This is a genomic window from Pedobacter sp. JY14-1 (genome assembly GCF_029269825.1).
Lineage (GTDB): Bacteria > Bacteroidota > Bacteroidia > Sphingobacteriales > Sphingobacteriaceae > Pedobacter.
Genome location: NZ_JARJHU010000008.1, coordinates 97436 through 117267, shown reverse-complemented (window position 1 = coordinate 117267; position 19832 = coordinate 97436). Strand labels below are relative to the sequence as shown.

At 48.8% G+C, this 19832-nt stretch carries 19 protein-coding genes and 1 tRNA gene; 6 read left to right on the top strand and 14 right to left on the bottom strand.

Annotation, left to right across the window (positions count from 1 at the left end):
- Positions 1-50: 50 nt before the first annotated feature.
- The 5 genes from P2W84_RS14165 to P2W84_RS14145 all read right to left on the bottom strand — a co-directional run bounded on the left by P2W84_RS14165 (position 51) and on the right by P2W84_RS14145 (position 7013).
- A complete protein-coding gene (locus P2W84_RS14165; protein ID WP_276090805.1) occupies positions 51-3245 on the bottom strand; it encodes an efflux RND transporter permease subunit in 3195 nt (1064 codons plus the stop codon).
- 21 nt (positions 3246-3266) lie between these two features.
- Entirely contained in the window at positions 3267-4334 is a 1068-nt protein-coding gene (locus tag P2W84_RS14160; protein ID WP_276090804.1) for an efflux RND transporter periplasmic adaptor subunit, read from the bottom strand.
- The gene (locus P2W84_RS14155) at positions 4331-5662 is read right to left on the bottom strand and encodes a TolC family protein (RefSeq protein WP_276090803.1); all 1332 of its coding nucleotides are present in this window, start codon (positions 5660-5662) and stop codon (positions 4331-4333) included. Before P2W84_RS14155 ends, P2W84_RS14160 begins: the two co-directional genes overlap by 4 nt.
- Before the next feature lie 26 nt (positions 5663-5688).
- Positions 5689-6294: a TetR/AcrR family transcriptional regulator gene (locus P2W84_RS14150; protein ID WP_276090802.1), complete on the bottom strand. Its 606-nt coding sequence runs from the start codon at positions 6292-6294 to the stop codon at positions 5689-5691.
- Between the two features lie 110 nt (positions 6295-6404).
- Positions 6405-7013 carry a TetR/AcrR family transcriptional regulator gene (locus P2W84_RS14145; RefSeq protein WP_276090801.1) on the bottom strand — a complete coding sequence of 203 codons (609 nt, stop codon included), beginning with the start codon at positions 7011-7013 and terminating at the stop codon, positions 6405-6407.
- Between the two features lie 103 nt (positions 7014-7116).
- Between P2W84_RS14145 and murB the strand changes: the two genes are divergently transcribed.
- The 3 genes from murB to P2W84_RS14130 all read left to right on the top strand — a co-directional run bounded on the left by murB (position 7117) and on the right by P2W84_RS14130 (position 9193).
- Positions 7117-8130: a UDP-N-acetylmuramate dehydrogenase gene (murB, locus tag P2W84_RS14140; RefSeq protein WP_276090800.1), complete on the top strand. Its 1014-nt coding sequence runs from the start codon at positions 7117-7119 to the stop codon at positions 8128-8130.
- A gap of 171 nt (positions 8131-8301) precedes the next feature.
- Positions 8302-8832: a sigma-70 family RNA polymerase sigma factor gene (locus tag P2W84_RS14135; RefSeq protein ID WP_276090799.1), complete on the top strand. Its 531-nt coding sequence runs from the start codon at positions 8302-8304 to the stop codon at positions 8830-8832.
- 124 nt (positions 8833-8956) lie between these two features.
- A complete protein-coding gene (locus tag P2W84_RS14130; RefSeq protein ID WP_276090798.1) occupies positions 8957-9193 on the top strand; it encodes a cytochrome b5 domain-containing protein in 237 nt (78 codons plus the stop codon).
- On the opposite strand, the gene P2W84_RS14125 is transcribed toward P2W84_RS14130, so the two are convergent.
- The 4 genes from P2W84_RS14125 to P2W84_RS14110 form a co-directional block, all read right to left on the bottom strand.
- Positions 9169-9873: a DUF6266 family protein gene (locus P2W84_RS14125; protein ID WP_276090797.1), complete on the bottom strand. Its 705-nt coding sequence runs from the start codon at positions 9871-9873 to the stop codon at positions 9169-9171. The two genes, P2W84_RS14130 and P2W84_RS14125, sit on opposite strands and share 25 nt — an antisense overlap.
- Before the next feature lie 4 nt (positions 9874-9877).
- Positions 9878-10522: a DUF6266 family protein gene (locus P2W84_RS14120; protein ID WP_276090796.1), complete on the bottom strand. Its 645-nt coding sequence runs from the start codon at positions 10520-10522 to the stop codon at positions 9878-9880.
- 342 nt (positions 10523-10864) lie between these two features.
- Entirely contained in the window at positions 10865-11851 is a 987-nt protein-coding gene (locus P2W84_RS14115) for a hypothetical protein (RefSeq protein ID WP_276090795.1), read from the bottom strand.
- 68 nt (positions 11852-11919) lie between these two features.
- Positions 11920-11996, bottom strand: a tRNA-Asn gene (locus P2W84_RS14110).
- 162 nt (positions 11997-12158) lie between these two features.
- Here P2W84_RS14110 and P2W84_RS14105 point away from each other — a divergent pair.
- Both P2W84_RS14105 and P2W84_RS14100 read left to right on the top strand, forming a co-directional pair.
- Positions 12159-13094 carry a PfkB family carbohydrate kinase gene (locus P2W84_RS14105; RefSeq protein ID WP_276090794.1) on the top strand — a complete coding sequence of 312 codons (936 nt, stop codon included), beginning with the start codon at positions 12159-12161 and terminating at the stop codon, positions 13092-13094.
- 79 nt (positions 13095-13173) lie between these two features.
- Positions 13174-13467 carry a hypothetical protein gene (locus tag P2W84_RS14100; protein ID WP_276090793.1) on the top strand — a complete coding sequence of 98 codons (294 nt, stop codon included), beginning with the start codon at positions 13174-13176 and terminating at the stop codon, positions 13465-13467.
- A gap of 13 nt (positions 13468-13480) precedes the next feature.
- Here the strand turns inward: P2W84_RS14100 and P2W84_RS14095 are convergent, their stop codons facing one another.
- The 4 genes from P2W84_RS14095 to P2W84_RS14080 are packed head-to-tail and all read right to left on the bottom strand — an operon-like array spanning position 13481 to position 17800.
- A complete protein-coding gene (locus tag P2W84_RS14095) occupies positions 13481-14932 on the bottom strand; it encodes a bifunctional 2-methylcitrate dehydratase/aconitate hydratase (RefSeq protein WP_276090792.1) in 1452 nt (483 codons plus the stop codon).
- A 4-nt stretch (positions 14933-14936) separates the two neighbouring features.
- Entirely contained in the window at positions 14937-16091 is a 1155-nt protein-coding gene (gene prpC, locus P2W84_RS14090) for a 2-methylcitrate synthase (protein WP_276090791.1), read from the bottom strand.
- On the bottom strand, positions 16084-16983 hold the full coding sequence (gene prpB / locus P2W84_RS14085; protein WP_276090790.1) for a methylisocitrate lyase: 900 nt from the start codon (positions 16981-16983) through the stop codon (positions 16084-16086). The genes prpC and prpB overlap by 8 nt, the downstream gene beginning before the upstream one ends.
- 4 nt (positions 16984-16987) lie before the next feature.
- Positions 16988-17800, bottom strand: coding sequence for a hypothetical protein (locus P2W84_RS14080; RefSeq protein WP_276090789.1), 813 nt, complete (start codon positions 17798-17800; stop codon positions 16988-16990).
- A gap of 120 nt (positions 17801-17920) precedes the next feature.
- Between P2W84_RS14080 and P2W84_RS14075 the strand changes: the two genes are divergently transcribed.
- The gene (locus P2W84_RS14075) at positions 17921-19255 is read left to right on the top strand and encodes a vanadium-dependent haloperoxidase (protein ID WP_276090788.1); all 1335 of its coding nucleotides are present in this window, start codon (positions 17921-17923) and stop codon (positions 19253-19255) included.
- 7 nt (positions 19256-19262) lie between these two features.
- On the opposite strand, the gene P2W84_RS14070 is transcribed toward P2W84_RS14075, so the two are convergent.
- Complete coding sequence (locus P2W84_RS14070; protein ID WP_276090787.1) at positions 19263-19820, bottom strand: biliverdin-producing heme oxygenase; 558 nt, start codon at positions 19818-19820, stop codon at positions 19263-19265.
- Positions 19821-19832 lie beyond the last annotated feature (12 nt).

The following is a 19832-nucleotide window of genomic DNA, read 5'->3' as shown; positions in this document are numbered from 1 at the left end:
AAAAAAGGGACCTGTAAAAGGTCCCTTTCCGGTTTTCAGATCTATATGTGTTATTTAATGAGGTCTGCGTCGTATTCCAGCACGTCCTTATGATCATAAGGCTCTACCATCAGTTCATCAATGGTCTTTCCTTTCTTATTGAATCCAAACTTATCCAGCATCCGGTCAAAGATCAGATAGATCACCGGTACCACTACCAGGGTCAGGAACAGGGAACTGATCAGACCGCCGATGATTACCCAGGCCAATCCGTTTTTCCATTCTGCACCCGCTCCGCTGGCAATCGCTATCGGGAGCATACCAAATACCATCGCAATAGTAGTCATCAGGATCGGCCGCAAACGGGCGTGGTTAGCCAGCACCAATGCCTCACGTGTCGTTTTGCCTTCGGCCTTCTGATGGTTGGTAAAGTCGACAATCAGGATCGCGTTCTTCGCTACCAGACCCATCAGCATGATCAGACCGAGGATCGTGAAAATACCCAGTGAGTTGTTGGACAGCGCCAGTGCGAGAAGCGCACCGATCATCGCCAGCGGCAGTGAGAACATGACTACCAGCGGGTACACGAAGCTATCATAAAGTGCCACCATGATCAGGTATACCAGGATAATGGCAGAGATCAGGGCAATACCCAGTGTTCCGAAGCCTTCGCTCTGGTTTTCCTGGTCACCTGCCCAGGTATAGCCAACACCTAGAGGTGCCTTCAGCTTTCCGTTTTTCTGATATTCTTCCAGCTTGGTCCTGAATTCCTCCACAATGGATCCGGTAGGTCTGCCTATAGACTGGGCCTGAACGGCTACAGATGTAGACTTATTCATACGCTCCAGCTGGCTCGGACCGGAGCCTTCCGTGATACTGGCAAACTGGGACAGTTTAACCTGCGCACCCTTGTCATTGATAAATACCAGGTTCCGCACGTCATCTATATTCTTCCGGTTAAAATCCTGGAACTGGATATTGATATCATATTCATATTCACCCTTCCTGAACTTTCCGTCGGTATTGCCCGCAAAGGCGGTCTGCATGGTAGAACCTACCGTAGCCAGTGTGAGGCCCATCGCCGACATTTTATCCCGGTCTACCTGGACGTTGATCTCAGGGGTTCCTTTCTCCACCGAGAGCTTAAGTTCCGTGGCACCTGAAATCGTTGACAGCAGGTCTTTCGCACCCTGAGCATATTTCAGTACGCTGTCCAGGTCAGAACCCGTTACCACCAGGCTGATCGGTGCATTTTCTGCAATCCCCAGGATACTGATCGGCACGGTCTTCACCTTTGCGCCCACCAGTTCCTTGGCCAGGGCACGGCTCATCTTTGTGGCAAAGATATCGGACGATACCCCTTCGCGCTGGTCACGTTCAACAAGCTTTACATTGATCTCCGATTTATAGGCTGTAGCCTGTGTACCACCCATATCACCGCTGGCCTGGCCTACGGTCGTGATCAGCTGGGTAATTTCCGGCTGTTTCTCCAGGAAGGCCTCCGCCCTTTGTGTAAAGAAGTTGGTCTGTTCCAGAGAGGCATCTTTCGGTAATTCGATCTGTACCAGGAATTCTCCTTTATCTGACTTGGGAAAGAACTCTGTCCCGATAAAGCCTGCACCTAAAAGCCCGCATGAACTCAGGAACAGTATAAATACGCCAACTAAGGTAATGGCCTTATGGTTTAGCGACCAGTTCAGGATACCAGTGATCCATATCGTAAACTTCTTCAGTTGTTTCTCGAACCAGAGGATGAAACGGCCGAACATGTTCTTGCCTTCAATATGTTCCAGTTTACCGTAACGTGAGAAAAGCAGCGGCACAATCGTAAACGAAGCCAGGAGGGAAAGCAGGGTAGCGATAATCACCACTACACAGAACTGGCGAAGTACGTTGGAAACCAGGCCGGTACTGATCGCGATCGGGAAGAATACCACCACGATTACAAAGGTGATGGACACTACCGTAAAGCCGATCTCACGGGTCGCGTCAGATGCCGCGCGTACCTTATTTTTACCCATTTCCATGTGGCGCTGGATGTTTTCCAGTACCACGATAGCATCATCCACAAGGATACCTACCACCAGTGAGAGACCCAGCAGGGACATCAGGTTCAGCGTAAAGCCAAACAGTTTAATACCAATAAATGTCGCGATCAGCGATGCCGGGATGGATACCATCACGATCACCGCGTTTCTCAGACTATGAAGGAAGAACAGCATCACGAAGGCCACCAGGACCACCGCGATCATCAGGTCATGGATTACCGCGTCCGCAGATTGCAGCGTAAATATAGAGCTGTCGTTGACGATCCTGAGCTGAAGTTTGCTGGCGGCATATTCGGTCTGAAGTTTTTCTATGATCGCATGTACACCTTTACTCACTTCAACCGCGTTTGCGTCGCTTTGCTTGATGATCTGGATCGCAATGGAAGCCTGCCTGTCTACACGTGCAAGTTTCTCCGTTTCTTTTTTAGCGTCCTGAACATCGGCGATATCGCCCAGACGGATCTGTGCCCCGTCCTTGCCGGTCGTCAATACCAGGTTCCTCAATTCTTCAATACTCCTGTATTTACCCGATAAACGGATCAGTACATCCTGGCTCTGGGTCTTTACGCTTCCGGTTGGAAAGTCAAGGTTAGAGTTCAGGATCATCTGCTGCACCTGAGGGGCCGATAAGTTATAGCCCTGCATTTTGTTGGCGTCCAGGGAAACCTGTATCTCGCGCTCAGACCCGCCTACCAGGTTCACCTGGGCAATACCGCTTACCCTGGAGATCACCGGGGCAATGCGCTGGTCAATCAGGTCATAAAAGCTCACGTCGTCCATGTTTGCCGCTGCGGTCATGGTGATCACGGGAAGGTCGTCCAGTGAAAACTTACTCAGTGATGGTGTTTTCACATCTTCAGGCAGGGTAGCCAGGATGGCATTTACCTTACGCTGGGCGTCATTGAGCGCAATGTCAATGTTAGCCGCATCTGTAAGCGTAATGGTTACGTTGGAAATGCCCTCGAAAGATACCGAATTGATCTTCTTGATATTTTCCATCGAAGATACCGCATCCTCGACCTTTTTAGTTACGGTATTCTCCACCTCACTCGGCGAAGCGCCGGGGTAGATGGTCGATATAGAGACTACGTTCGGGGAGAATTTAGGAAGTAATTCATAACCCAGCGAAAAGTAGCTCAGCAGCCCTAGGAGGGTAAGCGCGGTAAATACCACAATTACCAGCGAGGGCCTTTTTATGGATATGTCTGTTATTTTCATTTTTCTTTCTGTTGGGGTGGTTTACTTAACGATCGTCACAGCGGTACCGTTGGTCAGGTTGATCTGGCCGCTGGTGATCACTGTTTCGCCTTCTTTCAGTCCATCCAGGATCTCCACATTGTCACCCAGGATGCGGCCGCTGACCACCTTTCTGACCTTCGCGGTGTTACTGGCCCTGTCCAGCACAAATACTTCGTTACTGCTCACGCTGCCTACAAATGAGGTGCGCGGAATCAGGATAGATGGCGCATGTTTAGGAAACTTGAATACCGCAGTGCCATACATTCCCGCTTTAAGGCTGTTCTTGTGGGTGTTTTCCACCTCAATTTCAACCGGGAAGTTCAACGTAGCATCAGCTTTGGGCGCTATGAAGGTCACCTTGCCCGAGAATTTCTCGTCAGGAAATACCGAAGACTGAATCTCGATACGGTCCCCGATTTTCAGGTTGGCCACCTGGGCTTCATTTACGTTCACTTTCAGCTTCAGTTTAGATACGTCTACCAGTTCGAACAACTGGGTTCCCTGTGAGTTGACGAAAGCACCAACTTCAATATACCGTTTGTTTACCACGCCATTGATCGGAGATTTGATGTTCGCATCGCTTACCCTGCGCTGCGAAGCCTGGAGGCGTAGCTTTGCGCTTTCAGCACTCAGCCTTGCCTGGTCCAGTTGCTGCTGGGTCACGCCGCCGGTCTTGAACGAACTCTCATACCTGGCCAGGTCCTTGAGTGCATTCTGGTAAGTAACTTGTGCAGTTTCCCTGTCAGTATTGATAATTTCAGCATCAATGCGGGCCAGTACCTGGCCTTTGCTCACACGGTCACCTTCATCTACAAATATCCGGGTTACCCGGCCCGAGTTCTCGTTCAGCAGGTTCAGTTCCTTGTTAGGTGCAAAATTACCGTTCGCACTGAAGTCCTGGTCCACTACCTTTTTTTCTACCTGGGCCACACGAACCGCAACGGCACCGCCGCCCTTAGCAATGAAGGCCGTCTTTGCTTCGTTCTTTTTCTTATTATTGGTCAATACCAATGCAATGCCACCTAAGGCAAGCACGACCACCAAGACTGTTATAACTATTCTTTTCATTGTAAGAGTGATTTGATATTTCCTTTTGATTTGATTAATTGTATTTCCGCTACCTTATAGTTCAGCAGCGCCTGGGTATAACTGTTCTGTGCGTTTGTAAGTGCATTCTCAGTATCCAGCAGGTCGGTCAGGCTGGCCAGCCCGTTGTTGTAATTGTTTTGCGTGCTCCTGTAGATCTCATCGGCAAGCTGTGCATTCTTTCTCTGTGCATTGATTGTGCTCACACTGTTGCGCAAAGCGATCTTGGCATTTTCGTAGGCCAGGTTCAGTGAATTTACCGCCTGTCTGCGGTCTTCATTCGCTTTTTTAATATCAATATCGGCCTGGCGTATCTTTGAGCGGGTGAGAAAGCCGTTAAAGATCGGTACCCTAAGCGTCAGCCCTATGGCCGAAGCATCATAGCCAATGGCCGCCATATTCGATTTCAGATAATCAAAGCGGTTAGCCTGGCTCGAATACATGTAATTGGCCGAAAGAGAAAGATTGGGAAAGTATTCCGAAACATAGGCCTTTCGTTGCAGTGACAACAGCTTGTCCTGTATATCCAGTAACCTGATCTCTGTACGGTTATCCAGGTTTACCGATTCTGCGAGTTCCGGCAACTGGCTCACCTCGGTCAGTTCCGTTTTAGGCAGCTCAATCACCGTAGTCACGGGCATACCCATAGAAAGCTTCAACTGGTTTTCAAGCTGTGTGACCGCGTTAATGATTTGTGTACGTTGTGTTTCCAGATTAGTAATGTTCACCTTGATGCGGTCCACATCGATCTTTTTTGCCAGGCCGTTGGCATACTGGTTGGTAATAATCTTTTCAACCACCCTGATGTTTTTTAAGTTGGTGTCGATCACATTCAGTTGCTGCCTGTTTACCAGCACCTGGTAATAGTTGTTAGCTACCAGTTCAATCACCTGCTCTTCAGTAAGCTGTGAAGAAAGCGCATAGTATTCCTCACTTGATTTTGCTGCCTGAAGGCCGGTGAATACCTGCTGGTTGAACAGCTGCTGCGAAAGCTGTACTCCGGCACTGGAATTCCAGGCCTGGCCCAGCTGGATCGACTGAGTCTGTCCTCCGAAGTTCGCGACCAGCTGCCCGATGATCGGGTTATAGGTCAGCCCTGTAGTTCCCGTGATCTGCGGCAGCGCCTGAGCCCTTACCTCCTGGGTCTTATACTTGCCGCCGTCAATGTCAAGCTTGGCTTTCCGTGCGTTGGCATTGTTCTGGACCGCATAGTTCAAGGCATCCCTGAGCGTCAGTGTCTGCTGTGCATCTGCCGTAACTGCCAGTACCATCGCCAGGATCAGCAGTGGTATGGTCTTTATCTGTTTCATTACAGTTTTCATATGATAAGTGGAATCTATTGTAATCCTTTAATAAATATGCCGGAGAGGTCCAGCTGCTTTTCAAGCATTAATTTCATTTCCTTCTTGCTGGGAAAAAGTTCCTTATTGCCATGAAGGATACAGAGCGAAGTGATGCCCGCCTGGCTTTCCAGATAAAGCTCTGCAATTTTACTCACATTAACGGGTTTGATCTCACCCCTGTCAACGGCCTGCTGGAATATGCTCGCATGGAAATCCTCGTTCTTTTTCTTCATTTTTAAAAAGAAGTTCTTCAGTTCCTCGGAATTGAGTGCCGGGTCCGGGCTGCCACCTGAAAGATGGAGCATATAATACTTCTGGAAAAAACGGTGCTTCACCTCAGCGAAATAGGCAAGCCGTTCTTCAAGCGGTTCCGTTGAATCGGCTTCTCTTTCTACAATCTCGAAGTAATCGGAAAAGATCTTGTCGATCACTCCGTGTACCAGGCTGCTCTTGTCGGGGAAATAATAATATAACGAAGGTTTGGATACCGACAGGTCATCGGCGATCTCATTCATCGTCGTCTTATTAATGCCATAGTGGATAAAACGCTTGATCGCCCCATCGATAATCATCTCACGCTTTTTATCAGTTTCTACCATTTTACTTTTTTACTTTCTGACTTTTTTATTCTTTGGGTCAAAAGTAAGGCCATAAACCTTCACAGGAAATTTTGTCTTTCAAAACTTCCGGAAATTGACAATGCTGTGACTTATTGCGTGTTTTTTAAGCCGTTCAGGAAAATCTCGGCAAACATCTTTTCCTTCAGGAAGATTTGCCTGAACTGTTCCTTATCCGGCAAAATGCTCTTTTCCCTGGTCAGTACGTTAAAGTGGATGCCGGATATGGCATCTATAAAGATTTCGGTGGCCAGCTTTACGTCTTCTATTTTCAGTTCCCCGCTGGCAATACCCCTGTTGAAAAGAGAATTGAGAATAATGGCCTCAAATGTCCGCGCACGCTGAAACTTATCCTTCAGGCCTTCAGGCAGCTCATGGCCGATGAGCTGGTTGGATTCAAAAAGATTATAGTATTTCTGGATATAAGACTGACGTTTCTGCAACAGTTTAAGCACGCCTTCGGTACAGGTGCTGGCCTTGTCGATGGACCTGACCAGGTCGCGGCTCACAATCTGCATCAGATGTTCAATGGTACTTACATAGAGGCTTAGTTTGTCTGGAAAATAGTAATACAGCAGCGCTTTGGAAAAAGAAATGTCTTTGGCAATCTCGGTCATTGTGGTCTTGGCCAGCCCGTAATGGGCGAAACGTTTTAATGCAGCTTCTATAATCAGTATTTTCTTTTTGTCCTGGTTTTCCATGTTTCATATTGAACCTAAATCTCCCTTTTGCTAACGCAGGGGAAAAATAGGCAATTTTTTTATCTAAGTTTGTACCATTTATATAACGTGTTATCACAAAATTATGCCAGTTATTGAGCAGCAAAAAGCCCTTAAACCTTTTAATACTTTCGGCGTACCTGCTACAGCCAGAAAATTTACCGAGATATTCCATGAAGATGATCTCAGCCAATTGTATGTACAAGGCGCTTTTCAGGAGCCATACCTGGTGCTGGGCGGCGGCAGTAATATCTTATTCACCCATGATTTTGACGGGCTGGTCATCAAGGTCTCTGTTCCCGGCATCGAGGCGCGAAGGGAAAAAGAAGTTGTATATGTGACTGCGGGCGCCGGTGTAGTATGGAACGACCTGGTGCAGTTTTGCGTGAAGAGCGGTTTTGCGGGTATTGAAAACCTCAGCCTCATACCCGGGACCGTAGGCGCCTCCCCCGTACAGAACATTGGCGCTTATGGTGTAGAACTGAAAGATGTCTTCGAGTCCTGTACTGCTTTTGAAATCGCTTCCTCGGCCGTAGTCCGGTTCAACAAAGCCGAATGCCGCTTCGGATACCGCGAAAGTATCTTCAAGAACGAACTGAAGGGCAGATATATCATCACGTCAGTAACATTCCGGCTCAGTACCGTTCCATCGCTCAATACCCGGTACGGCGCCATCGAAGAGGAATTGAAAAAAAGGCAGATAGCCGTTCCCGGTATCGCCGATATCTCCAGAATAGTTTCCGAGATCAGGGTAAGTAAGCTCCCAGATCCCTCAACCATTGGCAATGCCGGCAGCTTCTTTAAAAACCCGGTAGTTGAAAAGTCAGAAGCAGATGAAGTACTCGCGAGGTTCCCTGAGGCCGTGTGTTATCCCGCCCCGGGCGATAAGGTTAAATTTGCTGCCGGTTGGCTGATTGAGCAATGTGGTTTTAAAGGCTTGAAGTGCGGACAAACCGGAACCTGGAAGCATCAGGCTCTTGTATTGGTAAACTATGGTCATGCTACAGGTCAGGAGGTGTACAGTTTTTCAGAACAGATTATAGAATCCGTATATGCCAAATTTCACATCAGACTGGAAAGAGAGGTAAATATTCTGTGACAAATGTTTAAAGGAACAAAAAAGCAGTAAAAGAGATTTGATAATTCAAAAAAATGTTTTTTGGTATGCCAATTGTATATGTTTTGGTGTTCAACATTAAACAAATCATCTGCGGTTAATCCGTAGTTTTATTGACAGTCTGCTTTTTAAAACCCTAAAAATTAAAACATTATGACAAAGAATGAATTTGCCCTTCAGTTAAATGACCACTCGGTTTCTTTACAGTCATTCGCTTTAAATTTTACCAGAGACGTTGAGGACGCAAACGACCTGGTACAGGATACGATGCTGAAAGCGGTTACCTATTATGGCAAGTTTAAAGAGGGGACCAATTTGAAAGGTTGGTTATTCACCATAATGAAAAATACATTTATCAATAACTACAGAAGGCTGGTCAAAACCAATTCCCTCATTACGCAGTCGGAAGATATCTCATCTGCAAATTTGCACTACAGCGCAGCTACAAATGCCAGCGAAAGTAAATTTGTCATGGGTGACATCAACAAGGCCCTGGCCAACTTACAGCCTGAATATTATGTGCCGTTCATCAAATATTTTGAGGGCTTCAAATATCATGAGATTGCAGAGGAATTGAATATTCCTATAGGAACTGTAAAAACGCGTATACATGTGGCCAGGCAGATCCTGAAAAAACACCTGAAAACTTACTCAAAGGAAATACTCGGCGCAAACGTAGCCTGAGTAGGTGGCGCGTCAGATAACATCGCGTAAAGCTTAAAATACAAAGAGGTGGTTTGAATCTATCATGATTTCAAGCCACCTCTTTTTTTTAATCCTATTTTTGCACTGCCTTCGGGCAGAACATATGACCGGACTAACCACATATACCCCTCAGCAACTTGCCTTGCGCAACGGGCAGGACAAACCTCAAATTTGGGTAGCCTATAAAGGCTTTATCTACGACGTTTCGGAAAGCCGCCTCTGGCGGAACGGCAAACATTACGAACACTGGGCAGGCCAGGACCTCACAGCTGAACTGGGGGATGCCCCACATACAGAAGCCGTGTTTGAAAAATTTCAGGTTGTAGGAATGCTGAAGTGAGTTATTGCTCCCGCATATTTACTATTGCCAGGAAGCTTTCCATCCGCAGAAGCGAAACTCATGTAGCAGTGTAAGGGGCCGTTAAATGTCGCGGGAACCTCCATTTCAAAACTGAGTTCATGGCGTTCCGCAGCACGCAGCCTCACCACGAAGTCTTTTTCATCTTCAGCGCAGACCAGGAAGGAAGCCAGGTCACTGAGCTGACAATAAAAGGATTGTTGCTGCGCAGACCAATTGAACACGACATGGTTGCCATGTCTGCTTACATTCAGTCCATCCGGCATAGCAATGTCGCCTCTGCTATATACCAACGCGGAAAAGTTGAGCCGCGGCCCGGCGGTTTTAGCTTCTTCATCCGCGTTTTCACCGGTGGCACTATGATCATTGTCCGGGGTGGCTGGCATAAAGGCATTGGGATAATTATAGGAATAAGCTGCATTCAGCGCGCTTTTCTTCTTTGCATATTTTTTAAATCCCGGCGCTACCAGGTCAGGGATGCAGCTTAAAAAGCCATTTAACAATCTGAATTTTTCTCTTTCCCACAATTGTACCCCGGTAGGTGGTTTTCTGCTCTTTCTGTAGGCCGCTACGATCAGATTCTGTCCGTTGTGCTTACGGCCCACTGCAGGACCAATTTTATTTCTAAAGGGGCCAAGCAGCCCCGATTCTAATATTCCCATGGTTTCATCCGTTTTGATTGAGACTGCCCAGGTACAGGCTGTCTGACACCTGTGTCCGGTCTGCAGCGATAAATGAAATGTAAACTTCCATGTAAGCGGTACACAACGCTTCCGGTAAAGCCAGCAGGTCCGTGCCCGATTGTCTCGCCGCGCCAAAAGGTTTGCTGACCGACTTCCCGTGTTCAGGAAAATAAGCCAGTAACATCGCCTGCTCGTTCGCTTCTGCAAACGACATTCTTGGGTCGGTATCCCAGCTGAAACGCAGCCCGGCATCTTCAACCGCTACCAATGGGTTTTGTGCCGGTTTGAGCTTTCCCTTGCTGACGATCAGCTGGGGATAATCAATTTCCAGCCCGGGATAAGTACCTTTTACCAAAGACCGAAAATTCATCTTCACTGCCATATTGAATGCATTTTTAGTAGTGCCCAGGCTTTCCGGCCCAAAACCGGTGCGCAGAAAATCCTTAATTGTACTTAAAAACGTGTTGACGAGTTTTACCTTTGCCCAATGCTGCAGCTTCCCGGATGTCGGAGGTTTTGTCGTCCGCCCGATCTTTCGGGCGATCTGTTGTCCATTGAGTATATAATAAACGGTATTTTCTATTTTCCCGCGATGGACCCCTAAAGGTCCGTTTTCAGCTATTGCCATAATAAGTTAGTTTATATTAAGTTTTGACAACCAGGAGTTGTTACGATTGTGAAGGTAAGTAAAACAAATCGTATCGTGTTATTCCTACAAGCAATAAATTTGTGTTGTTCTCAAAGTATGAACCTGCTGAGTGCAGTTTTGAGCTATGGTTCTTATATCTCTGAACTATCCTTGAACTATGGTTGGAATATCTATCGGATAGTCCAAGGATAGTCCAACCATAGTGTAACGATAGTCCAAGGATAGTTCAAGACGGAATTGATGCAGAACTGATACCGATCTGATTTCGTAATTATACAGGATAAAGTGATTTCGGATAAAAGGGTATTGCAGGCGTTTCCGCTACAGTTCTTGTCCGACGGAAGCAGGCTGAGGTCTTCTGATGCCTTTATCGGCCATCATTTCCGAAACCCTGTTTACGATATGCACCGATGCTTCAATTTCGGTCTTCCGGATTGCCACGCTTTCAATATTGAAGCCAAATGGAATGGACCTGGCTGCGCAGAAATCAGTCAGCTCACGGGCGATGTCAAGGCATACGCTGACTGATTTTTCCAGCATATCTTCGGCCTGCAGAAACTCTGCCTGCAGGTTTTCCGGAATGTGGATACCCAGCCATTTCATGAATTCCAGTGTTTTTACCGAACCACAGGCCGTAAGTGTAAACAGGATCGTAGGGAAGCTCCTGTTCTCCTGAGTACAGGTATGACTAAGGTCCTCTATCACCTGCTTTGCATAAGCTACGTTAAAGACACATTGTGAAATGAAATACGAGACGCCGCAATCTGCTTTCTCCAGTATCCTTCTATCTTCATCCTTGAGCACTTCGTGCCGTTCGGGAATGGTAACGGCGCCAATCACCGAATGCGCTTCATACCTGCTCCATAGTTTATAGGCTTCCGGCAAGCTGGTTTTTACGCGAAAATCTGGTGCGGGTACACCGACAAAAACGGGGTAGAAATGATGTTGCTGAAGGTCGTCCAGCCAGTCTGACAATTCTTCCTTTGAGAATTTACCCGCAGGACGGTAAATGACTTTAGGTACTTTCAGTTTTTGCAGATACTTACTGGCGAATTCAAACGGATCTAATGCTTTCAGAAAAGGGAATGGCCTTTCTTCAGAAGTACGTGCAGATTCATCCTGTACGTCGTAAACGATCAGCGCGTCGATATCCAGTGGTATAAGCCTTGAAATGGTCTTTTCAGCAATTTCAGCAATCTTCTCCGTACTTGTTTCCGATTTTGGCGGCGTAATACCATAGGTCAGTATCCCGGACTCGCCGGCTTTGATCTTATTCAGGAACATAGCTATTGTCAGTTGTAGCTGCAAAGATAGCTATTTTTAGGGTTGTCATAAAAAAAAAGCCCCACCGGACTGGTGGGGCTGACCTTGTATTGTGGCTCCCGAAGCTGGGCTCGAACCAGCGACCCTCTGATTAACAGTCAGATGCTCTAACCGGCTGAGCTATTCGGGAGTATCCGGTTATCAAAACGGCTTTGGCTTGCCAGTTAAAGCATTGTGCCTCTTTCGTTTTGGGAATGCAATATTAGGGGTTTTAAATTATTTATGCAATATTTGCGCTGAAAAATTTTCAAAAAAAATCCAAGTCAATTTTAAAGCCTTAACAATCAAAAACATGAGCCTGATCATCATAGGAACTGTAGCATTCGATGCCATTGAGACACCTTTCGGAAAAACGGATAAGATCGTCGGGGGCGCTGCAACGTATGCGAGCCTGGCTGCTTCCTACTTTTACAATAAGACCAAGATCGTTGCCGTGATCGGTGACGACTTCGGTCAGAAGAACATCGATACCTTTACGCAGCACGGGATTGACATCGAGGGGCTACAGATCCGGGAAGGCGAAAAGTCATTTTTCTGGTCGGGCAGATACCACAATGACATGAACAGCAGGGATACTCTGGTGACTGAACTCAACGTGCTGGAAAGTTTCGATCCGCTCATTCCGGAAAGTTACCAGGACTGTGAATACCTGATGCTGGGCAACCTGACCCCCGTAGTGCAGTCTACGGTGATCAAAAGACTAAGGAGCAGGCCTAAGCTGATCGTCCTGGATACGATGAATTTCTGGATGGACATCATGATGGATGACCTGCTGGAAACCATCAAGCTGGTAGATGTGCTTACCATCAACGATGCAGAGGCGAGGCAGCTGTCCGGCGAATATTCCCTGGTCAAAGCTGCCCGAAAAATCCTGACGATGGGACCAAAGTACCTCATCATCAAAAAAGGCGAGCACGGGGCCCTGCTGTTCCATGAAGACAAAATCTTTTCGGCACCGGCACTTCCGCTGGCCGAAGTGTTCGATCCGACCGGTGCGGGCGACACCTTTGCAGGCGGCTTTATCGGGTACCTTGCCAAAGTGGGTACCGTAAATTTCAACAATATGAAAAATGCCATCGTCTTTGGATCGGCACTCGCCTCGTTCTGCGTAGAAAAGTTCGGCACTGAGAAGATACTCAACCTGACTGAGGAAGAAGTAGCAGCAAGGGTACAGGAATTCGTCAATCTGAGTACTTTCACCATCGACGCTCCAGACCAGGAGGCTTAATGGTTTTTTGTTAATTTCAAATCGTTCAAAACAAAGTTAAAGGCTTCTGTGTTATCAGGTTAGACTAATCCCTGATGATATGGAAGCCTTTGACATTAAAATCGCTTATGGCACTCAAGAGGTGTCGCTGACAGTTCTGCCGGCAGAAAACAATATTTACAGGCTCCTTTACCATGGCGGTATCCTGGGTGCAGTATGCTTCGATGGCAGGGACTGGGACCGCGTCACTTCCGATACCCTAATCTATACTGATGAATACCCGCGCTACATGCCCGGCAAGGTCGGCGAACGCATCGAGATCGAACTTACTGACCATGTGATTGACCGCATCGGTTGGGAAATCGAGCTCGAGTTCTTCGAGGAAGTTGCTTAACCGCCGGACGGGCTCAGATCACATACAGGTCCACAAACCGATTTACATCCATGCCGGTGATCGTTTCATAATTCAGCGTATGCTCCAATATGACTTGCTGCTGTTTCTCAGGGAACATGCGTGCAAGATTGACTTTGTATTTTTTGACCAGTTCCGGAATGCCTTCGTCCCGTCTGCGTCTGTGGCCGATCGGGTATTCGACCACTACCTCTTCCAGTACCGTTCCGTCTGCCAGTTCCACTGTTAATGCATTGGCAATGGAGCGCTTTTCCGGGTCATGATAATCCCTGGTAAACTGCGGGTCTTCCACACATTCGATCTTGTCCCTGAGGATGTCTATGCGCGGATCGGCAGCGACATTGTCTTCATAATCTGCCGCCGTCAGCCTGCCGTAAATCAATGGTACGGCCACCATGTACTGGATGCAATGGTCCCGGTCGGCAGGGTTGTTCAGGGGGCCTTTTTTATCGATGATCCGGATGGCCGCCTCATGCGTCCTGATGGTGATCTTTTTGATGTCATCCGCGATTTTGCCAAGCGCGCTGATTTGGTAATGCAGCGTCATCGCAGCTTCTACTGCGGTCTGAGAATGGAACTCCGCCGGGAAGGAAATCTTGAACAGTACATTCTCCATTACATAGGTGCCATAGTCGCGCTGAAACTTAAAGGCATTTCCCTTGAACGAGACATCATAAAAGCCCCAGGTTTTCGCTGTCAGCACGGAGGGGTAGCCCATTTCGCCGGTCCGGGCGATCAGCGCCAGTCTTACTGCCCTTGACGTCGCATCTCCGGCGGCCCATGATTTGCGGCTGCCTGTGTTGGGCGCATGCCGGTAGGTGCGCAAGGCCTGGCCGTCCACAAAGGCCAGTGACACGGCGTTAATCAGTTCTTCGCGAGTCAGGCCGATCAGTTTCCCGACAACGGCGGTAGAAGCTACTTTTACCAGGAGTACATGGTCAAGACCGACCTTGTTGAATGAATTTTCCAGCGCCAGCACGCCCTGTATCTCATGGGCCATGACCATTGCTTCCAGTACCTGTCTTACCTTCAGCGGGGCTTTGCCTTCTGCAATATGGGTCCTGGAGATCCAGTCGGCTGTGGCCAGTATACCTCCCAGGTTATCAGAGGGATGTCCCCATTCCGCAGCCAGCCAGGTGTCATTAAAATCCAGCCAGCGGATAATGGTGCCGATATTGAACGCCGCCTGGATGGGGTCGAGCTGGAACTGTGTGCCCGGCACCTTCGCACCGTTCGGCACAATTGTCCCTTTTACGACCGGGCCCAGTAGTTTGGTGCAGGCGGGGTAGGTGAGGGCCTCAAGCCCGCAGCCTAAGGTATCCAGCAGGCAGTAATGTGCCGTTTTCAGGGCGAGTTCACTTTTGATCTCGTAATTCAGTACATAATCTGCTATGGCAGTCAGCACCTGGTCGGGCTGAGGTCTTTCGTTTGATATATAAGATGACATTATTTTATCTTGATTCCAATGGTATAAAGGTTCTGTTCTCTGGACCGGTATAATTCGCGCTCGGCCGGATGATCTTGCCGTCGGCCCTTTGCTCCAGGATATGGGCACTCCAGCCGGTCACTCTGGAGATGACAAAAAGCGGGGTAAACATCAATGTAGGCACACCCATTAAATGGTAGGATACTGCCGAAAACCAGTCCAGGTTGGGGAACATCTTCTTCTCCTGCCACATCAGTGTTTCCAGGCGTTCAGCGATATCGAAAAGCAGGAGGTCGCCCGCCTCTTCAGAAAGTTCCCTGGCTACTTTTTTGATCACCACGTTCCGCGGGTCGGAAATGGTATATACCGGGTGCCCGAAACCGATGATCACCTCTTTGTTTTCCAGTCTTCTGCGGATGTCTGTCTCTGCCTCATCCGCAGACCCATACCTGCTCTGGATGTCGTAGGCAACTTCGTTGGCGCCGCCGTGCTTCGGTCCCCTGAGTGCACCTATGGCGCCGGTTACTGCAGAATAGATGTCTGAGCCTGTGCCTGCGATTACCCGGCTGGTAAAGGTAGAGGCATTGAATTCGTGCTCTGCATACAGGTTGAGCGATACCTGCATGGCGCGTTCCCAGGAATCCGGCGCCTTTCTGCCGTGCAGCAGGTGCAGGAAATGTCCGCCGATCGTATCATCGTCCGTTTCTACGTCTATTGTTTTCCCGTTGTGCGAAAAGTGGTACCAGTACAATAAGGCGGAGCCGAGGCAGGCCAGCAGTTTATCGGCAATGTCCCTTGCCCCGGCGCTGTTGTGGTCGTCCTTTTCCGGTTGTATGGTGCCCAGCATAGATACAGTAGAGCGCAGTACGTCCATGGGATGTGCTGAAGCCGGTATCTGCTGCAATATTTTCTTCAGTGAGATCGGGAGGCCCCTCAGTGACTTCAGTTTGGTCTTATAGGCCACAAGCTGCGCTTTGCCGGGCAATGCGCCGTAGATCAGCAGGTAGGCTACTTCCTCAAACTGGGCGCCCTCGGCAAGGTCAAGGATATTGTAACCGCGGTAGTGCAGGTCGTTCCCGCTTTTCCCAACGCTGCACAGTGCAGTATTACCCGCTGCGACACCCGAAAGCGCCACGCTTTTTTTAGGCCTGAAAGCCGTTGTTCCGTCTGTATTACTCATTGCCTTTCTGTTTAAAGAGTTGATCTAATTTTTCTTCATAGCTGTAATAACCGATGCTCTGGTAAAGTTCTTCCCTGGTCTGCATGGTGTGCAGCACGTTTTTCTGCGTACCTTCTCTGCGGATGTGTTCGTAGACATTTAATGCGGCTTTGTTTGCGGCGCGGAAGGCGGATAGGGGGTAAAGGGCTATGCTCACGCCGGCATTCCGCAATTCTTCCATGGTATACATCGGGATCATGCCGAACTCAGTGATATTGGCGAGCACGGGCAGACCGGTCGCTTCCACAAACTTCCGGTAATGCGACAGATCGGGGACGGCTTCTGCAAAAATGAAATCTGCACCGGCTTCCTTATAGGCCACGGCACGTTCCAGCGTGAGCTCCAGGCCTTCGCTGGCAAAGGCATCCGTCCGGGCGCCGATGACAAACTGCGGGTCTGTCCTGGCATCTGCGGCTGCCTTCAGGCGGTCGGTCATTTCGTCCCTGCTCACCACTTCCTTGCCGGGCCTGTGGCCGCAGCGCTTGGCGCCGACCTGGTCTTCAATGTGCATGGCTGCTGCACCAGCTCTGATCAGTGATTTAACCGAACGCGCTACGTTAAAGGCGGAAGGCCCGAATCCCGTATCTATATCCACCATCAGAGGAAGGTTGCAGACATCGGTGATGCGGCGGACGTCTATGAGTACATCTTCGAGATTAGTAATGCCGAGATCGGGGATGCCCAGTGACCCTGCGGCCACACCGCCACCGGAGAGATAGATGGCATGAAACCCGGCTTGCTCCGCCAGCAGGGCATGGTTGGCGTTGATGGCGCCCACAATCTGCAGGGGCGATTCCCTTTGCAGGGCTCCCCTGAATTGTTTCCCTGGGGACTGAGCTGATGAATACTCCATGTGATTATCTTTTATAAGTTAGTTGCGATGTGTTAGTCCGGCGCTGCGGTTCCATCAGGAACCATAAGGCCAGCAGGGTTCCGTAGCTGCCGCCACGCTCTACCCATTCAAACAGTTCCCATTGCGGATAGAACAGCTCGGAACCGATCTTCCAGATCAGGAACAACAGGACCAGCGGGCGTAACGGCCGGATGAGCAGGAGGAGTGCAGCGGCGATTTCAAAAATTCCGGCAAAAAGTGCCACCTGCTGCGTATTTTCGAAACCGAGGTTTGCGTATTGTGCCAACAGACTCTTCTTTCCGGTAAGGTTTAGCCATCCGTGAGCGGCCAGCAGCGTAGCGCCGATGACTTGCAGGCATCGTTTCAGCTGCTTCATCTGCATTTCAGTGATGGCTGCCGGCGGTTGTAACTGCTGAAACCATGCGGCGATTCCCTTTCCCGGCGGACATAAGATCAGCAATGCCAGCGGGGCACCGAAATTACCGGCGCGCTCCAGCAGCTCGGCAAACGGCTCGCCGGAAAGTGGGCGCATCGCTGCAGTAGCCAGCCCCCAAAACACCAGCCATAGTGCAACAGCCCTTATAGGGCACACCAGCAGGATGATCCCCGTGAGGATATCCACTGAACCGATTACCGGCATCAGCTGATAGGCGAGGTCCCGGCCGATACCCGCGACCGCCAGGTAACTGCACCAGGCTTCCTTGGTAATGATCCCGAATGCTCCATGCCCGATCAGGCACATTGCTGCGGCAATCCTCAGCGTATGATAGATTTTATGTTCCGTTACCACGATTATATTGGCCAGACGGGTTTTCACCGGTCAGCCGTAAATATGCGATAAAAAATTTTATGTTGTTTGGTTTTTACAATAACTTAGTAAGTACCAAATATTAACCCATGCTGCCTCAGGGGGGCGGCAGCTACTGAAACTGTACGAATGAAGAGATTGCTACTTAACGCTTTGCTGCTGCTGGCTTTCCTGGCGGGCTGTAAAGAGAAACCTGATCCGCAACTGACCAATAAAGACATTGCCAAAGTATTGGAACAGATGACACAGCTCATGATCCACGATGTGAGCAATCCACCCCTGGCCTCGAGGTTTTACGCCTATGCCTGTATTTCCGGATATACCGTGCTTGCCCTCAACGACTCGACTATTGTGCCTTTAAAGGGTGTGCTTAACGAATACCCGGATGTTGTCAAGCCACTGGATTCCGGCCGGTATTCCTATCAGCTGAGTGCAATTCTGGCCATGACCGGGACAGCTAAGAAAATGCAGCCGTCGGGAAAGGAATTCAATAAGTTCGAGCAGCGCTTCCTGGATTCCTGCCGCAACATCGGTTTCTCAGATAAGGTGATTGCCGCTTCTCAATCTTATGCCAACCAGGTAGTGAAGCAAATTTTGGCCTATGCTAAAAAGGACCGTTATAACAGGATCAGCAATTATCCGCGCTATACTCCGCTAAATACAGAAGGCAGCTGGTATCCGACTCCTCCAGCCTATTTTGCACCGGTGGAGCCCTATTTCAATACCGTTCGGCCGTTTTTTATCGATTCCGCGGAAGCCTTTAAGTCTGTCCCGCCGGTGCCTTACTCAAAGGATAAAAACTCGGATTTCTTTAAGATGCTAACGGCTAATTATGTAGATGGGGGATCTGGCTTGACGCCCGAACACCGGGAGATTGCCGCATTCTGGGACTGCAACCCTTTTGCGCTGAAAAATGAGGGACACTTACTGATCGGTCTCAAGAAGATCTCTCCGGGGGCGCATTGGGTGGGCATCACCGGCATCGCCTGTCAAAAAGCGAATGTGGGCTTTTCTAAAACCCTGGAGATTTATACAGTTGTTGCAGCCGGGCTGACCGACAGCTTCATTAGTTGCTGGGACGAAAAGTACAGGAGCAACCGGATACGCCCCGAAACCGCGATCAGAAGGCTTATAGACCCAAAATGGAAGCCGATGCTGCAGACGCCGCCTTTTCCGGAATATATGAGCGGCCATTCACATATTTCATCAACCACTGCAACTATTCTTACCTATTATTTTGGGGACAACTTCAGTTACACGGATAACGTTGAGGAAAAATATGGGCTGAAGTCCAGAAAGTTCGCCTCATTTAACGAAGCTGCGAAAGAGGCAGCGATGAGCAGGTACTGGGGCGGGATCCATTTTAAGGATGGAATTATCAATGGGGTAGATGTCGGCAATGCGATAGGAAAACACATTGTTGACGAGCTGAAAACAAGTCACATCAGGCCGGTCGGCAATTAACGGCTGTTCATGCCGCCTTCACCTCAAATACATGGGAAAAATTGGAAAAGGTTTCATTGGCAGACTTAATGGCCATCGCCTGGTCTTTCTCTGCTGATATGGTCTGGTTCATTACACTTGTGAAGTTGTCCCACATACGGCCTGTTTCTTCCCCGTAGCCAGAGAAGAAGGAAAAGCCTTTGTCAATACCACTTTTCTGCAGCATCTTTACAATATACGGACCACCCATAATAGAACCTTCCATTACGTACAGTGCGCCGAGTGCCTCGGTTACATTACCTATGGCAGGGATGGTAACAGGGGGAAGGTCATTGATGAAAGCACCTAATTCTTCGATGTCTTGTTTCAGATAGCTTGAATTGCGCCTGGAAGCATAGTCAGGCAGCAATCCTTCAGTGATATAAGGTTTGATCGCCGCTTCAAGGGTGTTGAAATAGGCATAAAAGTGTTTCAGGACATCTGCATAATCTGCTTCGCTGCGGATGGCTTTCAGCTTCTTCACTACTTTTCCTTCCAGTTCCTGATGTGCCATTTTGGTCGCTTCTTTAATATTGGTGCTTAGCATGTTCTAAAATTA